The sequence below is a fragment of the Lelliottia sp. RWM.1 genome, from assembly GCF_016859735.1.
In the GTDB taxonomy this organism is placed as follows: Bacteria; Pseudomonadota; Gammaproteobacteria; order Enterobacterales; family Enterobacteriaceae; genus Enterobacter.
The window spans coordinates 1-17965 of the sequence record NZ_WLVC01000061.1; the positions used below are offsets into that span (position 1 = coordinate 1).

The 17965-nt window shown below is 52.4% G+C and carries 18 protein-coding genes; 4 read left to right on the forward strand and 14 right to left on the reverse strand.

Translation table 11 applies throughout. The annotated features are described in order from the left end of the window. Positions 1 to 141: 141 nt before the first annotated feature. Genes hemG through pepQ form a run of 4 tightly spaced genes read right to left on the reverse strand, consistent with a single transcriptional unit; the run spans position 142 to position 4136 of the window. Positions 142 to 687, reverse strand: coding sequence for a menaquinone-dependent protoporphyrinogen IX dehydrogenase (gene hemG / locus GF617_RS24605; protein ID WP_203452655.1), 546 nt, complete (start codon positions 685 to 687; stop codon positions 142 to 144). Positions 688 to 698: 11 nt separating this feature from the next. Next, on the reverse strand, positions 699 to 2150 hold the full coding sequence (gene trkH / locus GF617_RS24610) for a Trk system potassium transporter TrkH (RefSeq protein ID WP_203452656.1): 1452 nt from the start codon (positions 2148 to 2150) through the stop codon (positions 699 to 701). A 40-nt stretch (positions 2151 to 2190) separates the two neighbouring features. Then, positions 2191 to 2805, reverse strand: coding sequence for an IMPACT family protein (locus GF617_RS24615; RefSeq protein WP_203452657.1), 615 nt, complete (start codon positions 2803 to 2805; stop codon positions 2191 to 2193). Beyond that, positions 2805 to 4136, reverse strand: a complete 1332-nt coding sequence (gene pepQ, locus GF617_RS24620) for a Xaa-Pro dipeptidase (RefSeq protein ID WP_181621334.1) — start codon at positions 4134 to 4136, stop codon at positions 2805 to 2807. The genes GF617_RS24615 and pepQ overlap by 1 nt, the downstream gene beginning before the upstream one ends. Before the next feature lie 190 nt (positions 4137 to 4326). Here pepQ and fadB point away from each other — a divergent pair, with 190 nt between their 5' ends. The 3 genes from fadB to GF617_RS24635 are packed head-to-tail and all read left to right on the forward strand — an operon-like array spanning position 4327 to position 7885. Continuing rightward, a complete protein-coding gene (gene fadB / locus GF617_RS24625) occupies positions 4327 to 6516 on the forward strand; it encodes a fatty acid oxidation complex subunit alpha FadB (protein WP_203452658.1) in 2190 nt (729 codons plus the stop codon). 9 nt (positions 6517 to 6525) lie between these two features. Continuing rightward, positions 6526 to 7689: an acetyl-CoA C-acyltransferase FadA gene (gene fadA, locus GF617_RS24630; protein WP_181621338.1), complete on the forward strand. Its 1164-nt coding sequence runs from the start codon at positions 6526 to 6528 to the stop codon at positions 7687 to 7689. 25 nt (positions 7690 to 7714) lie between these two features. Next, positions 7715 to 7885 carry a hypothetical protein gene (locus tag GF617_RS24635; RefSeq protein WP_181621339.1) on the forward strand — a complete coding sequence of 57 codons (171 nt, stop codon included), beginning with the start codon at positions 7715 to 7717 and terminating at the stop codon, positions 7883 to 7885. Here the strand turns inward: GF617_RS24635 and fre are convergent. Together fre and ubiD are read right to left on the reverse strand one after the other, a co-directional pair. After that, a complete protein-coding gene (gene fre, locus GF617_RS24640) occupies positions 7878 to 8579 on the reverse strand; it encodes an NAD(P)H-flavin reductase (protein ID WP_181621340.1) in 702 nt (233 codons plus the stop codon). The two genes, GF617_RS24635 and fre, sit on opposite strands and share 8 nt — an antisense overlap. A gap of 30 nt (positions 8580 to 8609) precedes the next feature. Further along, on the reverse strand, positions 8610 to 10115 hold the full coding sequence (gene ubiD, locus GF617_RS24645; protein WP_203452659.1) for a 4-hydroxy-3-polyprenylbenzoate decarboxylase: 1506 nt from the start codon (positions 10113 to 10115) through the stop codon (positions 8610 to 8612). Positions 10116 to 10286: 171 nt separating this feature from the next. On the opposite strand from ubiD, the gene rfaH reads away from it, so the two are divergent. Continuing rightward, positions 10287 to 10778, forward strand: a complete 492-nt coding sequence (gene rfaH / locus GF617_RS24650; RefSeq protein WP_181621343.1) for a transcription/translation regulatory transformer protein RfaH — start codon at positions 10287 to 10289, stop codon at positions 10776 to 10778. Here rfaH and tatD read toward each other — a convergent pair. From tatD to rmuC, 8 genes are all read right to left on the reverse strand, one after another. Further along, positions 10775 to 11557 (reverse strand): 3'-5' ssDNA/RNA exonuclease TatD, encoded by a 783-nt coding sequence (gene tatD, locus GF617_RS24655; protein WP_203452660.1) that lies wholly within the window; start codon positions 11555 to 11557, stop codon positions 10775 to 10777. The genes rfaH and tatD overlap by 4 nt on opposite strands. Before the next feature lie 40 nt (positions 11558 to 11597). Further along, positions 11598 to 12371: a Sec-independent protein translocase subunit TatC gene (tatC, locus tag GF617_RS24660; protein ID WP_181621345.1), complete on the reverse strand. Its 774-nt coding sequence runs from the start codon at positions 12369 to 12371 to the stop codon at positions 11598 to 11600. Between the two features lie 2 nt (positions 12372 to 12373). Continuing rightward, entirely contained in the window at positions 12374 to 12925 is a 552-nt protein-coding gene (tatB, locus tag GF617_RS24665) for a Sec-independent protein translocase protein TatB (protein WP_203452661.1), read from the reverse strand. Between the two features lie 3 nt (positions 12926 to 12928). Continuing rightward, positions 12929 to 13183 carry a Sec-independent protein translocase subunit TatA gene (gene tatA / locus GF617_RS24670; protein ID WP_181621347.1) on the reverse strand — a complete coding sequence of 85 codons (255 nt, stop codon included), beginning with the start codon at positions 13181 to 13183 and terminating at the stop codon, positions 12929 to 12931. 74 nt (positions 13184 to 13257) lie between these two features. Continuing rightward, positions 13258 to 14898, reverse strand: coding sequence for a ubiquinone biosynthesis regulatory protein kinase UbiB (gene ubiB / locus GF617_RS24675; protein WP_203452662.1), 1641 nt, complete (start codon positions 14896 to 14898; stop codon positions 13258 to 13260). Next, on the reverse strand, positions 14895 to 15500 hold the full coding sequence (gene ubiJ, locus GF617_RS24680) for a ubiquinone biosynthesis protein UbiJ (RefSeq protein ID WP_181621349.1): 606 nt from the start codon (positions 15498 to 15500) through the stop codon (positions 14895 to 14897). Before ubiJ ends, ubiB begins: the two co-directional genes overlap by 4 nt. Before the next feature lie 13 nt (positions 15501 to 15513). After that, the gene (gene ubiE, locus GF617_RS24685) at positions 15514 to 16269 is read right to left on the reverse strand and encodes a bifunctional demethylmenaquinone methyltransferase/2-methoxy-6-polyprenyl-1,4-benzoquinol methylase UbiE (protein ID WP_181621351.1); all 756 of its coding nucleotides are present in this window, start codon (positions 16267 to 16269) and stop codon (positions 15514 to 15516) included. Positions 16270 to 16336: 67 nt separating this feature from the next. Continuing rightward, positions 16337 to 17794, reverse strand: a complete 1458-nt coding sequence (gene rmuC / locus GF617_RS24690) for a DNA recombination protein RmuC (protein WP_203452663.1) — start codon at positions 17792 to 17794, stop codon at positions 16337 to 16339. Positions 17795 to 17965 lie beyond the last annotated feature (171 nt).

Below are 17965 nucleotides of genomic sequence, written 5' to 3' on the forward strand. Positions count from 1 at the left end.
GTTCATCTCTGAACCCCGCCAACCCGGCGGCCTGTAAGCCGTTGTTCCGTGTCAGTGGAGGCGCATTATAGGGAGTTATTCGCCAGTGACAAGTATAAAATACAAAAAACTTTTCGTTCGCTCATTTTTCAAACGCCACGCTTATTTAACCCGCGAATCGCTGGTTAATTGCGCGACTTCACGAGCAAAACTGGCAACCTGGCCCCAGTCTGTATAAACCACTTCTTTATGTGTATCCGTTTCACCTCCCGTCATCTTCATAATCAGTCGGATCATAAAGCGGTCATACCAGCGATAACGAGGGTAACGCAACGCTCCGGCAAACACAGCGCACAGATCTGGCTGCCACGGTGAGTTCAGCAGAAACTTGCGCGTGTAGCTGTTCGTCTGCGGCGTGCGCTTTTCCGCTTTACGCGCCACCAGATTGACAGAATAGAAAGCGCCAGGCAGCGTATTAAGTACGTCTAAATGCTTTTTCACAAAACGATACAACGCAGGATGGAAATGGCCATAGCGAATAGAAGCACCAATAACGACACGCTCATAATCCTGCCAGGCGATCTCATTTGCGCGATTCAAGTTCACCACATCCGCATAAACCCCTTGCTCTTTTAACTCAGAGGCCAAATAAGAGGCGATTTCACGCGTTTGCCCGTCTCGTGTAGAGAATAGAATTAATGTTTTCAACGATGGCTTCCTTATTCGCGCCAGAATGTTGGGGTAAACAGAACCAGCAACGTAAAGACCTCAAGACGCCCAAACAGCATATTAGCAATCAGGATCCACTTCGCTACCGGATTCATACTGGCAAAGTTATCCGCCACCACGCCAAGCCCCGGCCCAAGGTTATTAAGCGTTGCAACAACAGAGGCAAATGCAGAGAAATCATCCACGCCCGTCGCGATGATCGCCAGCATGCTGACAATGAAAACCAGCGCATAAGCGGAGAAGAAACCCCATACCGCTTCGAGGATACGTTCCGGTAATGCGCGATTCCCCAGTTTGATGCTGTAAACCGCATTCGGGTGTACCAGACGTTTCAGCTCGCGGTTACCCTGCTTAAACAGCAACAGGATACGAATAACCTTCAGACCCCCACCCGTCGATCCCGCACAACCACCAATGAAGGCAGAGCACAATAACAATACAGGCAGGAAGAGCGGCCAACGGGCGATACTGTCAGTGGTAAAACCTGCAGTTGTCGCCATCGATACGACCTGGAAGAAAGCCTGGTTCAGCGTGGTTACCGCTGAGCTATACACATCATGGAACCACAACACCAGGGTACAGATAATGACCAGGGTAAGCTGAACGCCAATGAACATCCTGAATTCAGGGTCACGCCAGTAAACTTTCAGGCTACGGCCGCTTAACAGAGAGAAGTGCAAGCCATAGTTACAGCCGGAAATCAGCAGGAAGATAGCAATAATCGTGTTAATGGTCGGGCTATCGAAATAACCGATACTGGCATCGTGAGTAGAAAACCCGCCGATAGCAATGGTGGCAAAACTATGGCCAATCGCATCGAAGGCTGGCATCCCGGCAAACCACAGTGCCAACGCACACGCCACGGTAAGAAGCACATAGATAAGCCATAGTGTTTTTGCCGTCTCGGCAATACGTGGGCGCATTTTATTGTCTTTCAGCGGCCCAGGCATTTCTGCACGATACAGCTGCATCCCCCCTACGCCCAGAATTGGCAAAATCGCCACAGCCAGCACAATGATCCCCATACCACCAAACCATTGCAGCATCTGGCGATAAAAGAGGATGGCATGCGGCAACGAATCCAGCCCCACCAGCGTTGTCGCCCCGGTAGTGGTTAAACCCGAAAACGATTCAAAAAAGGCATCCGTCACGGTTAGATTCGGTTGCTCGGAAAAGATAAACGGCAGCGCACCCACGCTCCCCAGCACCGTCCAGAACAGGACGACGATTAAAAAGCCTTCGCGGGATTTCAGCTCGCCTTTTTCACGACGGTTTGGCCACCACAGCAGAGAGCCGATCATCAACGCGACAAAAAATGTCTGGGTAAATGCACGCCCCGCGCCGTCCCGGTAGATAAGTGCAACCAGGCCTGGGAGAATCATCGTCCCGGAGAAGAGTATGACCAGCAGTCCAACGATTCGGGTAATGGCACGAAAATGCATCTCTGCCGCGTCCTTTGGTATTCAAAAAGTAAGGTGGGGATTATTCGTCAATCGGCAGCAATTGCAACGCGCCGCGACTAAAATCAGCCAGCTTTGCTGAAAAAGCATCCAGATCTGCCTGAGGAAGCGCCACACGCAGGTGCACTGTCGCCTGATATTCACTGAGCGCAATCACACCGTTAAATTGCCTGAGCAGCGTTTCAATACCCGATAACTGGGCGTAATCACACAATAAAGTATATTCGGTAAGCGGCGTTTTGCGGGTCGTAATAAGCAGATTTAGCGCCTGCTGGACACCGCCACCGTAGGCTTTGACCAGCCCCCCCGTGCCTAACAAAATACCGCCGTAGTAGCGAACCACCACGGCGGTAATCTCGCCCACGCCACTTCCCATCAATTGGGAGAGCATGGGCTTGCCAGCCGTTCCCGCAGGTTCACCATCATCTGAAAAACCCAGTTTCTGCGAGTCATTCGGTGGCCCTGCCACCCACGCCACACAGTGGTGACGCGCATCAGGATGCTGCATGCGAACAGACTCAACAAACGCTTTTGCCGCCTCAACACCATTGGTGTGCGCCAACAGTGTAATAAAGCGGCTTTTCTTGATTTCCTCAACAAAGGTGACCGGTTCAGCCGGTATCAGCCAGCTTTCCATCAGGCCAGCTTCAGGTCTCGCGTCATGTTCTCGACGTTATTTTCGTGGATCACCACGTTATCTTCGATACGGATACCACCGAACGGCTTCAGGGCGTCAATTTTCTGCCAGTTGAAGTGTTTGCTAAATTGCCCTTCACGCCATGGCGTCAAAAGAGACTCGATGAAGTAGATACCCGGCTCGATGGTCAGCACCATGCGCGGTTCAAGAATACGGGTACAGCGCAGGTACGGGTATTTGGATGGTGCAGCCAGGTGCGTGCCCGTATCATCCTGCATAAAACCGGCAACATCATGAACCTGTAGCCCCAATGGGTGACCGATACCGTGTGGCATAAATGGCCCGGTCAGATCGTTCTCCACCATCGCCTCTTCGCTCATGTCTTTCACAATCTGATGTTTACGCAGCAGTTTAGCGATGCGTTGATGGAACTGGATGTGGTAATCCACATAGCGAGTCCCTGCCTTCATCGTGCTGATAAGCGCCAGTTGCTCATCATTCACATCTTTAATCAACTGCGCAAAATCGGTATCGCCATGAGCCGCCCAGGTACGGGTCAGATCTGCCGCATAACCATTATATTCTGCCCCGGCATCCAGTAAGAAACTACGCAGCTCAGACGGCGCACGGTGATCCAGCTTAGTGTAGTGCAGCACAGAGGCATGTTCGTTCAACGCCACGATGTTGCTATAAGGCACGTCGGTATCGCGGTGACCGGTTGCGGTGAGATAGGCCTGATTAATGTCAAACTCACTCATGCCGGACAAGAACGCTTCATGTGCCGCACGATGGCCGTTTACTGCTGTTTTCTGCGCTTCACGCATGCAGAAAAGCTCATAGTCAGTTTTATAGGAACGATAATAGTGCAGGAAATCGATCACCCCTTTCGGGTTGAGTTTATCTGCCGGAATATCCAGGCCCAGCGCGCGCTCAGGAACCGGACCAATATACGCAATATTCCCACGCGCTGCAGGCAACTGGCTGCCAATGCCATCCGCTTTAGGCAGCGCAATCACGTCCACATCGTCGGTCCAGAAAGAGGTCGGCAGCGGTTCGACGTTATGCCAGTAATCTACTGGCAGGTAGAACCACAGTTTCGGCTTGTTCACGCCATCCACCAGCAACCAGCAATTTGGAACCTGTGTGACCGGAACCCAGGCTTTAAACTGCGGATTGACCTTGAACGGATACGCATGGTCATCAAGGAACGTATTCATCAGTTCGCCTGAGTGGATGAGCAGCGCATCAAGCTTAAAACGCGCCAGTACGTCACGAGTACGTTCCTGTAATGTAACAATATGATTTTTATAGAGTGCAGCCAGTGAGTCCATTGTTTTTCCTTTCATTTTTTTGCGCTCAGATTCTGGCATCTTAGCACACCTGACACCACCTGCGTGATTTCCACCGACCGTGATCAATGCAGCAATTTTTTAATGAGTAATTTGCATTTTATTAACATAAATTCCACACTCGGTCTCATCTGGTATGACCAGATCCAATTGCTGGATTCAGGAGACTGACATGCTCTACAAAGGCGACACCCTGTACCTAAACTGGCTGGAAGATGGCATCGCCGAACTGGTGTTCGATGCCCCCGGTTCAGTTAATAAACTCGATACTGCGACAGTGGCCAGTCTTGGCCAGGCACTGGACGTACTTGAAAAACAACCTGGCTTAAAAGGTCTGTTGTTACGTTCAGAGAAAGCCGCTTTTATTGTTGGGGCCGATATTACCGAGTTCCTTTCGCTGTTCCTTGTCCCGGAAGAGCAACTGAGCCAGTGGCTGCATTTCGCCAACAGCGTCTTTAACCGCCTGGAAGATCTGCCTGTTCCGACGATTTCAGCGGTCAACGGCTACGCGCTGGGTGGTGGCTGTGAGTGTGTGCTCTCTACCGATTACCGCCTCGCAACGCCAGACCTGCGTATCGGCCTGCCGGAAACCAAACTGGGCATCATGCCGGGCTTTGGCGGCTCCGTCCGTATGCCGCGTATGCTGGGTACAGACAGTGCCCTGGAAATTATTGCCGCCGGTAAAGATGTCAGCGCTGAACAAGCCCTGAAAATCGGCCTGGTTGATGGTGTCGTTAAGCCTGAAAAACTGAAAGATGGTGCACTCGCTATTCTGCGTCAGGCTATCAAGGGCGATCTCGACTGGAAAGCCAAACGCCAGCCGAAACTGGAGCCGTTAAAACTCAGTAAAATCGAAGCCACCATGAGCTTCACCATCGCCAAAGGCATGGTGATGCAGACCGCGGGCAAACACTATCCGGCGCCAATAACCGCAGTCAAAACCATTGAAGCCGCAGCCCGTCTGGGCCGTGACGAAGCGCTTAAATTAGAAAACCAGAGCTTTGTCCCGCTGGCGCACACCAATGAAGCCCGCGCCCTGGTAGGTATTTTCCTGAATGACCAGTATGTAAAAGGCAAAGCGAAACAACTGACCAAAAACGTTGAGACGCCAAAACATGCGGCAGTGCTGGGTGCTGGCATTATGGGGGGCGGTATTGCCTACCAGTCTGCCTGGAAAGGTGTGCCGGTTGTGATGAAGGACATCAGCGAAAAATCCCTGACGCTCGGTATGACCGAAGCGGCCAAGCTACTCAACAAGCAACTGGAACGTGGCAAGATTGACGGTCTGAAGCTCTCAGGCGTGATTTCCACCATCCAGCCAACGCTGGAATATACCGGTTTCGAACGTGTAGACGTGGTGGTCGAAGCGGTGGTTGAAAACCCAAAAGTGAAAAAAGCAGTCCTGGCTGAAACCGAAGATAAAATTCGCCCGGATGCCGTTTTGGCCTCAAACACCTCCACCATTCCAATTAACGAACTGGCAAGCGTGCTGAAGCGCCCTGAAAACTTCTGCGGTATGCACTTCTTTAACCCAGTGCATCGTATGCCGCTGGTTGAAGTAATTCGCGGGGAAAAAACCTCCGACGAGACCATCGCCAAAGTCGTGGCGTGGGCCAGCAAGATGGGCAAAACCCCAATCGTGGTGAACGACTGCCCAGGCTTCTTCGTCAACCGCGTGTTGTTCCCTTACTTTGCTGGTTTTAGCCAGTTACTGCGCGACGGTGCGGACTTCCGTAAGGTTGATAAAGTAATGGAAAAACAGTTTGGCTGGCCGATGGGCCCGGCCTATTTACTGGATGTGGTCGGCATTGATACTGCGCATCACGCGCAGGCGGTCATGGCTGCAGGCTTCCCTCAACGCATGCAGAAAGATTATCGCGATGCTATCGACGCTCTGTTCGATGCAAATCGCTTCGGGCAGAAAAACGGTCTGGGCTTCTGGCGTTATAAAGAAGACAGCAAAGGCAAGCCGAAGAAAGAAGAAGATGCGGCGGTGGACAGTTTGCTGGCTGATGTTAGCCAGCCAAAACGTGACTTCTCTGACGAAGAGATCATCGCCCGTATGATGCTCCCGATGCTCAACGAAGTGGTGCGCTGTCTGGAAGAAGGCATTATCGCCAGCCCGGCAGAAGCGGATATGGCGCTGGTGTATGGTCTCGGGTTCCCACCGTTCCACGGGGGCGCGTTCCGCTGGCTGGATACGCTCGGTAGCGCCAGATATCTCGATATGGCTCAGCAGTATCAGCACCTCGGGCCTCTCTACGCAGTACCGGAAGGTTTGCGTAATAAAGCGCGCCACAACGAACCGTATTATCCCCCAGTTGAACCTGCCCGCCCGGTAGGCGAACTGAAAACGGCTTAAGGAGTCACAATGGAACAGGTTGTCATTGTCGATGCAATTCGCACCCCGATGGGCCGTTCAAAGGGCGGCGCATTCCGGAACGTTCGTGCGGAAGATCTCTCCGCACACCTGATGCGTAGCCTGCTGACGCGTAACCCGGCGCTGGATGCGACCGCGATTGACGATATTTACTGGGGTTGCGTCCAGCAAACTCTGGAGCAGGGTTTCAATATCGCCCGTAACGCGTCGTTGCTGGCAGAGATCCCACACTCCGTGCCTGCGGTCACCGTTAACCGTCTGTGTGGTTCATCAATGCAGGCGCTGCACGACGCCGCCCGCATGATCATGACCGGCGATGCGCAAGCATGCCTGGTCGGCGGCGTGGAACATATGGGCCATGTGCCGATGAGCCACGGTGTTGATTTCCATCCAGGTATGAGTCGTAACGTGGCAAAAGCCGCCGGAATGATGGGACTTACCGCCGAAATGCTCTCCCGCCTGCACGGCATCAGCCGCGAAATGCAGGATGCCTTCGCCGCGCGTTCTCACGCTCGCGCCTGGGCTGCCACTCAATCCGGGGCGTTTAAAAACGAGATTTTACCCACCGGCGGGCACGATGCAGACGGCGTATTGAAGCAATTCTTCCACGATGAAGTGATTCGCCCGGAAACCACAGTTGAAGCCCTTGCTACGCTGCGCCCGGCATTTGACCCGGTAACAGGCACGGTCACCGCCGGGACTTCATCGGCACTCTCTGACGGTGCAGCCGCCATGCTGGTGATGAGCGAAAGCCGTGCTCGTGAATTGGGCCTGACGCCACGTGCCCGTATCCGTTCAATGGCAGTGGTCGGTTGCGACCCATCAATCATGGGTTACGGACCGGTCCCGGCATCGAAACTGGCGCTCAAAAAAGCGGGGCTTTCAACCAGCGATATCGATCTGTTTGAAATGAACGAAGCGTTTGCCGCGCAGATCCTGCCATGTATTAAAGATCTGGGGCTAATGGATCAGATCGATGAGAAGATTAATCTCAATGGCGGCGCGATAGCTCTGGGTCACCCGCTGGGTTGTTCCGGTGCACGTATCAGCACCACACTGCTCAACCTTATGGAACGCAAAGATGCCCAGTTTGGTCTGGCAACCATGTGTATCGGGTTGGGTCAGGGGATCGCAACAGTATTTGAGAGAGTGTAAATCCAGAAAAGGTATCTCGCAGCCAATGACGCCAGAACCCGGTGGCAAGCGGACGAAACCCGATGAGCTTACTGAAAAGTCAGTGATCCGGGTGAGCGAGCGCGGCCAACGCAGTTATGGCGTCATTGCCGAAGAGAAACAGTTTAGTTGCCGTTCTTCCCGCCTGTCAGGGGCGGGTTTTTTTATGCTTAAATGAAGGCAAACGCATCGCCAAACAGACGGTCTTCACGCGCACCACGCTCATTACAGAACAAATCACGCGCAATCTTCGCCATCTCAAAACGACCCGCAATGTAGATATCATGCTCTGCCAGCGTGCCATGATCCTGTAACACTGCGGTCAACACTGTGCCACTACGCCCGCGCCAGCCCTCTTCAGGCTGCTCGACTACTGGCTCAATGCGCAGATTAGGATGGGTTACGCTCAGCGCTTCCAGTTCAGACAGATCGTACAGATGCTTCTCTTCACGGCCCCCCCAGTAAATCGTGATATCACGATTAGGATTACGCGCAAGCGCCGTCAGCAGGATGGAACGTGCATAGGAGAAGCCTGTCCCCCCAGCAATCAGGATCAGCGGACGGTCTTCATCTTCACGTAACCAGGCCTCACCATGAGGAATATCGACAACAATTTCACGTTCTTTCAGAATGCGGTCCATCACTGCCATCGCATACAAGTTAAGCTCTGACGCACCGATATGTAGCTCGATAAATTCCTGCTCTGCTGGCGTAGATGCCATTGAGAAAGGACGTTTATCACGCTCATCCATCACGACCATCAGATACTGGCCTGCGCGGAAAGAGAATGCCGCTTCTGGCACTAAACGGACGCGATATACGGTGTCGGTAATAGCATCTACCGAGGTCACTTTACAGCTTAAGGTTGTCATTCGCTCTCTCTGTCGGGAAGTCTATAGGGCTTAACGGTCAGACTCTGGTTTACCGTTATTCATTATGGCCAATTCGTCCCAGATCGCGTCGATGCGCGCGGTCACATCAGGATCTTTTTTGATTGGGCGACCCCATTCACGCTGGGTTTCGCCCGGCCATTTATTTGTGGCATCCAGTCCCATTTTTGAGCCAAGCCCTGAAACCGGCGAGGCAAAATCCAGATAATCAATTGGCGTGTTTTCAACTAACACGGTATCGCGCGCCGGGTCCATTCGTGTGGTGATGGCCCAGATAACGTCGTTCCAGTCTCGGGCATTGACGTCATCATCGCAAACGATAACAAATTTGGTGTACATAAACTGGCGCAAGAATGACCAGACGCCCATCATCACGCGTTTCGCGTGACCTGCATACTGCTTCTTCATGGTCACAACAGCAAGACGATAAGAGCATCCTTCCGGCGGCAGATAAAAATCAACGATTTCCGGGAACTGCTTTTGCAGAATCGGAACGAACACTTCGTTTAACGCTACGCCCAACACTGCGGGTTCATCCGGTGGACGCCCGGTGTAGGTGGAGTGATAAATCGCATCTTCACGCTGGGTAATGTGCGTAACCGTAAACACCGGGAAGTGATCAACTTCGTTGTAATACCCGGTGTGGTCGCCATAAGGGCCTTCCGGAGCCATTTCGCCAGGTTCAATGTACCCCTCCAGCACGATCTCCGCACTGGCCGGAACTTCCAGATCATTAGAAATACACTTCACCACTTCCGTTTTCGTTCCCCGCAACAAACCGGCGAACGCATATTCGGACAATGTGTCAGGAACCGGCGTCACGGCGCCAAGGATAGTTGCCGGATCGGCGCCAAGTGCAACAGATACCGGGAAACGCTCACCCGGATGTTCAGCACACCACTCCTGGAAATCCAGCGCACCACCACGATGGGACAACCAGCGCATAATCAGCTTGTTCTTGCCAATCAGTTGCTGACGGTAGATACCCAGGTTTTGGCGCTCTTTGTGCGGGCCGCGCGTAACGGTAAGCCCCCAGGTAATCAGCGGGGCGGCATCTTCCGGCCAACACTGCATGATCGGGATACGCGTGAGATCAACATCATCACCTTCCTGTACTTTCTGCTGACAAGGTGCGCCGCGCAGGCGTTTAGTGGGCATGTTCAACACCTGCTTAAACTGCGGCAGCTTGTCGAACAGATCGCGAAAGCCCTTTGGTGGTTCCGGTTCTTTTAAGAAGGCCAGTAGCTTGCCCACTTCACGCAACGCACTGACATCCTCCTGGCCCATGCCAAGCGCAACCCGCTTAGGTGTGCCAAACAAGTTGCACAGCACCGGCATGGAGTAACCTTTGGGATTTTCAAACAACAGTGCGGGGCCGCCAGCACGTAATGTGCGGTCAGCAATTTCTGTCATTTCCAGATAAGGATCAACAGGGTGCGTGATGCGTTTGAGTTCGCCCTGCTTTTCCAGCAGCGCCAGGAAGTCGCGTAGATCATGGTATTTCATGCAGTTAGTCATGGCCTCTCTGTAAGCGCTTCATTATACGGCGTTCGTCATCACGACGCTGTAATTTTGTTAAATTAGCGTGAATTTCCACGTACTCCTTCACATTTGGTCCATTATAATCAACTTAGCGATCCCTCCAGGGTTTTGATATGCTTGCGCCCCGAACTAAGGGAAAGAGTGATTATGCAGGCCTGGTATTTACTGTATTGCAAACGCGGGCAACTTCAGCGCGCACAGGAACATCTTGAACGTCAGTCTGTGCTCTGCCTGACACCAGTGATCACGCTTGAAAAAATACAGCGTGGAAAACGCACGATGGTCAGTGAACCGCTGTTTCCAAACTACTTATTTGTGGAGTTCGACCCGGAAGTCGTCCATACCACGACCATTAGCGCGACACGCGGTGTCAGCCACTTCGTCCGTTTTGGCGCTCATCCGGCAACCGTTCCGTCATCGGTCATTCACCAACTTTCTGTCTACAAACAACCTGAAGGTATTACTGATCCGGAAACGCCTTTCTCGGGCGACAACGTGGTGATCACTGAAGGTGCATTTGAAGGATTACAGGCAATTTTCTCCGAACCGGATGGCGAAGCGCGTTCAATGCTTCTGCTCAACCTGTTGAACAAGCAGGTGCTTCAGAGCGTCAAAAACACCGATTTCCGCAAAATTTAAAACTGCACACCAAACAGGCGGCGCACGTTGTCATCCGTTTGTGCCGCCAGCCACTGTGGATCTTCTCCACGCCAGTAGGCTACGCGTTCCGCAATATGAGCAAGATAAGCAGGTTCATTACGCCGTGATGCCGGTTTTGGCGAAAGGTCACGCGGCAGCAGATATGGGGCGTCGGTCTCCAGCAACAGATGCTGAGCGGGAATAACAGGCAGTAACTCACGAAGTTCAAGACCACGCCGTTCATCGCAGATCCAGCCCGTAATTCCCAGATACAACCCGCGCCCCAGGCAATCCAGCGCCTCCTGTCGGGAACCCGTAAAACAGTGAAGCACTGCACCTGGCAGCTTATCCAGCCAGGGTTCAAGCAGAGTCAGAAACCGTTTATGCGCATCACGACAGTGCATAAAGACGGGCATTTCCAGCTCTGCGGCCAGAGCAAGCTGCGCGGTAAACGCGCTTTCCTGCTCGGCTGGCGTCGAAAAATTACGGTTAAAATCCAGTCCGCACTCACCAATGGCGACCACCTCTTCTGTCTTTGCGAGCGTGTAAATCACCTCGGCACTGTTATCCACCCATGAACTGCTGTCATGAGGATGTACACCGGCCGTTGACCAGCAGTATTCATAGCGCCTCGCAAGCTGTTGCGCTTGCTGGCTTTCGTGAAGGTTCGTCCCGGTCAGCAACAGACCTTTTACGCCAGCGTCGAACGCGCGCGTAACGACCTCATCCCGATCTTTCGCAAACTGGGAGCTGGTCAGATTCAGACCGATATCAAACATGCGTTACCCCATGTAAAAACCGCCCTGACGGGCGGCGGTGTTACTCTTCGGTAGTTTTGTCAGACGTTTCTTCGTCTTCATCATCCGATGGACGACGCTTGCCAACATAGAAGCGAGAGAAAAAGACGCCCACTTCAAACAGGCAATACATCGGTATCGCCAGCAGTGTTTGTGAGAAAACATCCGGGGGGGTCAGGAGCATGCCAACAACAAAAGCCCCTACCAAAATATAGGGACGCTTCTTACGCAGATCATCAGGAGTGGTTACGCCCATCCAGCATAACAACACAATCGCTACCGGGACTTCAAATGCCACGCCGAACGCCATGAACAGGGCCATGACAAAGCTAAGATAGCTGGCAATGTCGGTCGACACCTGAACCCCTTCCGGCGCAGTGTGCGTCAGGAATCCAAAGGCCAGCGGAAAGACCACGAAATACGCAAAGGCCATCCCGATATAGAACAGCAGTGAGCTGGAAACCAGCAGTGGGATCACCAGTTTACGTTCATGCTTGTACAGCGCTGGCGCGACAAAGGCCCAAACCTGGTAAAGGATCACCGGCGCAGAAGCAATCAGCGACACCCAAAACGTTAGCTTGATCGGCGTAAAGAACGGTGATGCCACGTCAGTGGCTATCATGGTTGCCCCTAGCGGCATCTGCTTAATCAACGGAGCCGAAACAACCTGATAGATATCATTGGCGAAATAGACCAATCCTAAGAAAATGATGCAAACCGCGATGATGCAGTTTAGCAGACGCTTACGCAGCTCAATGAGATGCGCAATCAGTGGTTGAGTATCATCTACTGCCATGTTTACGCTTTATCACTCGACGAGGGGGATGATTCGGAAACAGGCGCGGCTGCTGCGTTGGCATCGGTCATCGATGTCTTCACGCCAGGTCCTTCCGGTTGTGCCTGTTTTTTCACTTCTGTCTCTTGTGGCGACTGCGAAGGTGCGTTGGATGAATGCTCCGCACTGGCAGGCGTTACGCCTTCTCTCTGTGCTTCACTGCCTTTCACCACCGGGTTGTGGATGGTGTTCGCTTCATCACTCGCTTTTTCAGGATCGTTGACGCTATAAGAGCGTTTCATGGATTCCGCCGCTTCACGCAACTCGTCCATGGAGGCTTTCAGCTCTGGCGACAGGTTATCCATGCTTGCCTTCTCCACCTTCTTCAGGCTCTCCTGAAATTCCTGCAATTTGAGCTCCTGAGCCAGCTCATTTTGCACCGTGGTGGCAAGAGATCGAAGCGCACGTACCCAGCCCGCAACAGTTTTCACCGCAACCGGTAAACGCTGGGGACCCAGGACAATAAGGCCAATCACAAAGACCAGCAGCAGCTCACCAAAACCAATGTCGAACACGAATTACACCTGCTCTTTATCGTGGCGTTTAGCGTCTTCCTTTTTGGCATCATCTTGCTTTTCGGTGATGGATTTAGCAGTAAAATCAGCATCCTGGCCAGATTTATCCTGCTTGTTTTCATCATCACTCATGGCTTTCTTAAAGCCTTTGATCGATGCGCCAAGATCGGAACCGATAGAACCGAGTTTTTTCGTACCAAACAGCAGCACGACGATGACGGCAATGATTAACAATTGCCAGATACTGATACCACCCATAAAACGTCCTCAGGTAGATGATTAATTAATCAGGTTGCATTATACGTATGCGACCCAGTGATAGCGATGCAAATTCAGCGCGTCTTTCTCCAGCCAATGAGCCAGACAACCAGCCCTCCCGCCATCAGCCAGGCAGACATCATCTGCCACTCTGGGCGATTGATCAGCAGGAGCGTACCGCTCAACAGCAGCGTCGCACCAATCCCAAAGAGATAACGCGATTGTCCCTGACGAACGCGATTGGATTGCAACTCGCGGGCGATTTTATCCATGCTGTGCTGCAGATTCTTGCTCTGACGCAAACTGTCGTAAACCAGTTCAGGGATCTCCGGCATTTTTTCAATCCAGAACGGTGCTTTATCTTTGAGCGAACGCACTAGTGCGGGAATGCCGACCTGATCCTTGATCCAGGATTCGAGAAAAGGTTTCGCTGTTTTCCACAAGTCTAACTGAGGATAGAGCTGGCGGCCTACGCCCTCAACGTAAAGTAATGTTTTCTGAAGTAAAACTAACTGCGGCTGCACTTCCATATTGAAACGGCGAGCGGTATTAAACAGATTCAGCAGAACGTGACCGAAGGAGATCTCCGACAGCGGTTTTTCAAAAATAGGCTCGCATACTGTACGGATCGCAAACTCAAATTCTTCGACGTTGGTATCCGGCGGAACCCAGCCAGAATCAACATGCAGCTCTGCAACCTTGCGGTAATCGCGGTTGAAGAAGGCAATAAAGTTTTCCGCCAGGTAGCGTTTGTCTTCTTTATTCAGTGAACCGACAATACCGCAGTCGATACCGATATACTTCGGATTTTCCGGGTGCTCGTAGCTAACGAAAATGTTACCAGGGTGCATGTCCGCATGGAAAAAACTGTCGCGGAACACCTGGGTAAAGAAGACCTGCACACCACGCTCGGCCAGCAACTTCATGTTAGTTCCCTGGTTTTCCAGAGCAACCACATCGGAAACGGGGATGCCATATATGCGCTCCATGACCATCATGTCCTGGCTACAGTAGTCAGAGTACACTTCAGGGACATACAGCATCGGGCTGTCTTCGAAGTTACGACGCAGTTGGATGGCGTTCGCCGATTCACGCAGCAAGTTCAGTTCATCAATTAGCGTTTTTTCATATTCGCGAACCACTTCCATTGGGCGAAGACGCCGTCCGTCTGGAAGAAGGCGTGGAACCCAGCGCGCAAGACGGTAAATCAGCTTCATGTCCGCTTTTATTACCGGCAGAATATCCGGGCGGATCACTTTGATTACGACCTCTTTGCCGTTTTCTTTCAAACGTGCGGTATGCACCTGCGCAATAGACGCCGATGCCAGAGGCTGGATATCAAAATCGTCAAACCAGGTCTCGACGGGAATATTACCCATCGCCTCTTCAATCTGTTGTTTGGCGCGCGCACCGTCAAAAGGTGCAACACGATCCTGCAATAAGGCCAGTTGATCGGCAATCTGCGGGGGAAAGAGATCGCGCCGGGTAGAGAGCATTTGCCCAAACTTGATCCATACCGGGCCAAGCTCCTGCAATGCCAGTCTTAAGCGCTCGCCCAGCGGCTGCTCTTTATGTCGATTCGGCATCCAGAACAACATCCGTCGCCAGATCCGCAGTGGCAGCGTGATACGCATCTTGGGGATAAGCTCATCGAGCCCATAACTCAAAAAGGTGCGAACGATAAAATAGAGGCGCCGAATTTCACCAGGCGTCATTTGCCCTCCAGTTTTTCCAGCCGTTTGGTCAACGCATCAACCGCACGTTCTACAGCCGCAGTCTCTTCTGCAAACCACGCCACTTCCAGTGCTCCTGGGGCCATACGCCACTCTTCAGTAAGCACTTCAGCCACATAACGTTGTTGCCGTTGAATGCCTTTACGCAAAAATGTCGTTCCACCCTGAAAGACTTTACTGAGGCCTTCCGCAGCGATATCACCGATATACGGGGCAAGCAGTTCCGCCGGGTCGAATTCAGCAAGATCGCTGAGCGCAACAAAGTTCTGTACAACCTGGATGTCACCTTCGACTTCCAGTTCACCGCTGCGGATAAGCGCAGTTAACTGTTGACGGTCACGCAGCTTAGGTAACACACTCATATGTGTAATGACCGAGCAATCGGCCTCACCTTCCCACTCACCCAGGACATCAAGCTGGCGCTCACTGAAAACCAGTACGAACGGTGTCGAGAACTCTTTTAATACAATGCGCAGTACCTTTCCGCTGAGCCGCTGACGCGCCATTTTTAACGCAGGCGCACGGTATAAAAAGGCGTTTAATGCATTCTCGATGCCTGCGGTGACTAAAGGTTTAAAGGGCACAGAAGACCTCCACTCAGAACTTGTAACCGCGATGCAGCGCGACGACACCCGCCGTCATGTTGAAGTACTCAACGTTTTCAAATGCAGCATCCTGCATCATCGCTTTTAAGGTGTCCTGATCAGGGTGCATGCGGATAGATTCCGCCAGGTAACGGTAGCTTTCAGCATCGTTCGCAACCAGCTCGCCAATGCGCGGCAAAATATGGAACGAGTAAGCATCGTAGGCTTTGCTGAGTGGCTCGATAACCGGTTTAGAGAATTCAAGCACCAGCAAACGTCCACCGGGTTTAAGCACGCGGTACATAGAGCGCAGTGCTTTATCTTTGTCTGTAACATTACGCAGGCCAAAAGAGATGGTGATGCAATCAAAGGTATTGTCCGGGAACGGCAGCGCTTCGGCGTTTGCCTGCACATATTCAACATTGCCCACAACACCGATGTTACGCAGCTTCTCACGACCCATTTTCAACATGGAGTCGTTGATATCAGCCAGAACAACACGACCGGTTTCACCCACCAGGCGGGAGAATTTCGCCGTCAGGTCGCCCGTACCGCCAGCCAGATCCAGAACCGTTTGCCCACGGCGCACGCCGCTACAATCGATAGTGAAGCGTTTCCACAAGCGATGAATGCCGAATGACATCAAATCATTCATCACATCGTATTTCGCCGCCACGGAGTGAAATACGTGAGCCACCATGTCAGCTTTCTGTGCTTTGGCGACAGTCTGAAAACCAAAATGCGTCGTGTCTTGTGAATCGTCAACCATCTCAGAGCCTGCTTGTTCAGTAAAATGTTCGTGAAGTGTAACAGATTGGCCGCGTTTGCCCTACGATTCAACCACCACCAAAGAGACGATCACTCGGTTCAGACGATGGTATTTTTGTCTCTAAACCGTTGCCTTCACTGTTTAAATTTTGTTCGTCTCTCCCTTCGCGCAGCCGATATTCTTCGTCCTGCGCGGTCGCCTGTTCGACTAAATCCGGATTAATCTCGCGTTTAACCTCAACCCCCAGGCTGCGGAATGCTTCTGCTTGCACCAGTAAATTCCCACGCCCGGAAGAGAGTTTTTTCATCGCCTGCCGGTAGTTGTCCTGCGCACGATCCAGGCTTTGCCCAACAGAAGACATATCATCAACAAACAGACGCAGTTTGTCATACAGCTTACTGGCACGATCGGCAATCTGCTGCGCGTTACGGCTTTGGTGCTCATAGCGCCAGAGGTTGGCAATGGTTCTCAGGGCCACCAGTAATGTCGTGGGGCTGACCAGCATAATATTGTTTTTCAGCGCTTCAGTGATGAGTTCTGGTTGCCGGTCGAGCGCCAGCAGGAAGGCGGGTTCAACCGGGATAAACATCAGGACATAATCCAGGGAACGCAGCCCTGGCAACTGCTGGTAGTCTTTTCGGCCCAACAACCGGATATGGTTACGCACCGAAGCGATATGCTCCTGCAACGCTGACTCACGCGTGAAATCATCCTCGGCATTGAAATAACGCTCATAGGCGACCAGCGTCATTTTGGCATCAATAACAACGTCTTTGCCCTGCGGTAATCGTACGATGACATCGGGTTGCATCCGCGCGCGCGTATCCGTTTCTATGCTGACCTGGGTTTCATACTCATAGCCCTCTCGCAGCCCAGAGGCCTCCAGCACGCGAGTCAGGACAACTTCGCCCCAATTCCCCTGAGTTTTGTTATCACCCTTAAGCGCACGCGTCAGATTGACGGCTTCCTGCGCCATCTGAGCATTAAGCTGTTGAAGGTTACGAATTTCATGCGCCAGCGTGTGGCGTTCGCGCGCCTCCTGGCCAAAGCTGTCCTGAACCTGGCGACGAAAACCGTCCAGTTGCTCGCGCAGCGGCGTCAAAAGGCCATTCAGACTTTGGCGGTTTTGCTCATCAACGCGGCGGTTACTGTGCTCGAAAATACGGTTAGCAAGGTTTTCAAACTGCTCGCTCAGGCGCTGTTCACTGTTGATCATCTGGCGGATTTTGTCTTCCGCGTGCAGTTGAGTGGATTCAAGGCGGGTGGTTACCTCACGGAGATCGGCTTCCAGCGAGGTGTTGATATCGCGCAGGTTGCGCAGTTCATTGTTGAGCAATTCGCACTCATCACGCCAGTGAGAACTTTGAGCAAGCTGTTGTTTTGTCGCACTTAACTCTGCGACCATCTCTTCACGCTCTGCCAGTTGATCGGCTTTCTGATGCGCGTGCTGGTAGCTGGAAATCAGCCAGCCTATTCCCACGCCCACCAGCGCAATCACCGCATAAATCAGGATTGAGATATCCACAATGCCCCCTGCATCAACGTACTACCCGCACAAAATAGAATTGTGCTGTATAAACGTCCAGTTTGAAAGGGTTTTCCTGCGAGGCACTACGCAAAAAGTAAAAGACCACCTTCTTAGAAGGTGGCTTTTGAGAATGCCCCCTGTAAGGGGGGCTATTGTCACTTTCCGTTT

Bases quoted from the DNA above. Each gene is read 5' to 3' on its own strand.
- fadB (WP_203452658.1), top strand. From the start codon at position 4,327: ATGCTCTACAAAGGCGACACCCTGTACCTAAACTGGCTGGAAGATGGC.
- ubiB (WP_203452662.1), bottom strand. From the start codon at position 14,898: ATGACGCCTGGTGAAATTCGGCGCCTCTATTTTATCGTTCGCACCTTT.
- tatA (WP_181621347.1), bottom strand. From the start codon at position 13,183: ATGGGTGGTATCAGTATCTGGCAATTGTTAATCATTGCCGTCATCGTC.
- tatC (WP_181621345.1), bottom strand. From the start codon at position 12,371: ATGGCAGTAGATGATACTCAACCACTGATTGCGCATCTCATTGAGCTG.
- GF617_RS24635 (WP_181621339.1), top strand. From the start codon at position 7,715: ATGACGCCAGAACCCGGTGGCAAGCGGACGAAACCCGATGAGCTTACT.
- rfaH (WP_181621343.1), top strand. From the start codon at position 10,287: ATGCAGGCCTGGTATTTACTGTATTGCAAACGCGGGCAACTTCAGCGC.
- fadA (WP_181621338.1), top strand. From the start codon at position 6,526: ATGGAACAGGTTGTCATTGTCGATGCAATTCGCACCCCGATGGGCCGT.
- tatD (WP_203452660.1), bottom strand. From the start codon at position 11,557: ATGTTTGATATCGGTCTGAATCTGACCAGCTCCCAGTTTGCGAAAGAT.
- ubiE (WP_181621351.1), bottom strand. From the start codon at position 16,269: ATGGTTGACGATTCACAAGACACGACGCATTTTGGTTTTCAGACTGTC.
- pepQ (WP_181621334.1), bottom strand. From the start codon at position 4,136: ATGGACTCACTGGCTGCACTCTATAAAAATCATATTGTTACATTACAG.
- GF617_RS24615 (WP_203452657.1), bottom strand. From the start codon at position 2,805: ATGGAAAGCTGGCTGATACCGGCTGAACCGGTCACCTTTGTTGAGGAA.
- fre (WP_181621340.1), bottom strand. From the start codon at position 8,579: ATGACAACCTTAAGCTGTAAAGTGACCTCGGTAGATGCTATTACCGAC.
- ubiD (WP_203452659.1), bottom strand. From the start codon at position 10,115: ATGACTAACTGCATGAAATACCATGATCTACGCGACTTCCTGGCGCTG.
- trkH (WP_203452656.1), bottom strand. From the start codon at position 2,150: ATGCATTTTCGTGCCATTACCCGAATCGTTGGACTGCTGGTCATACTC.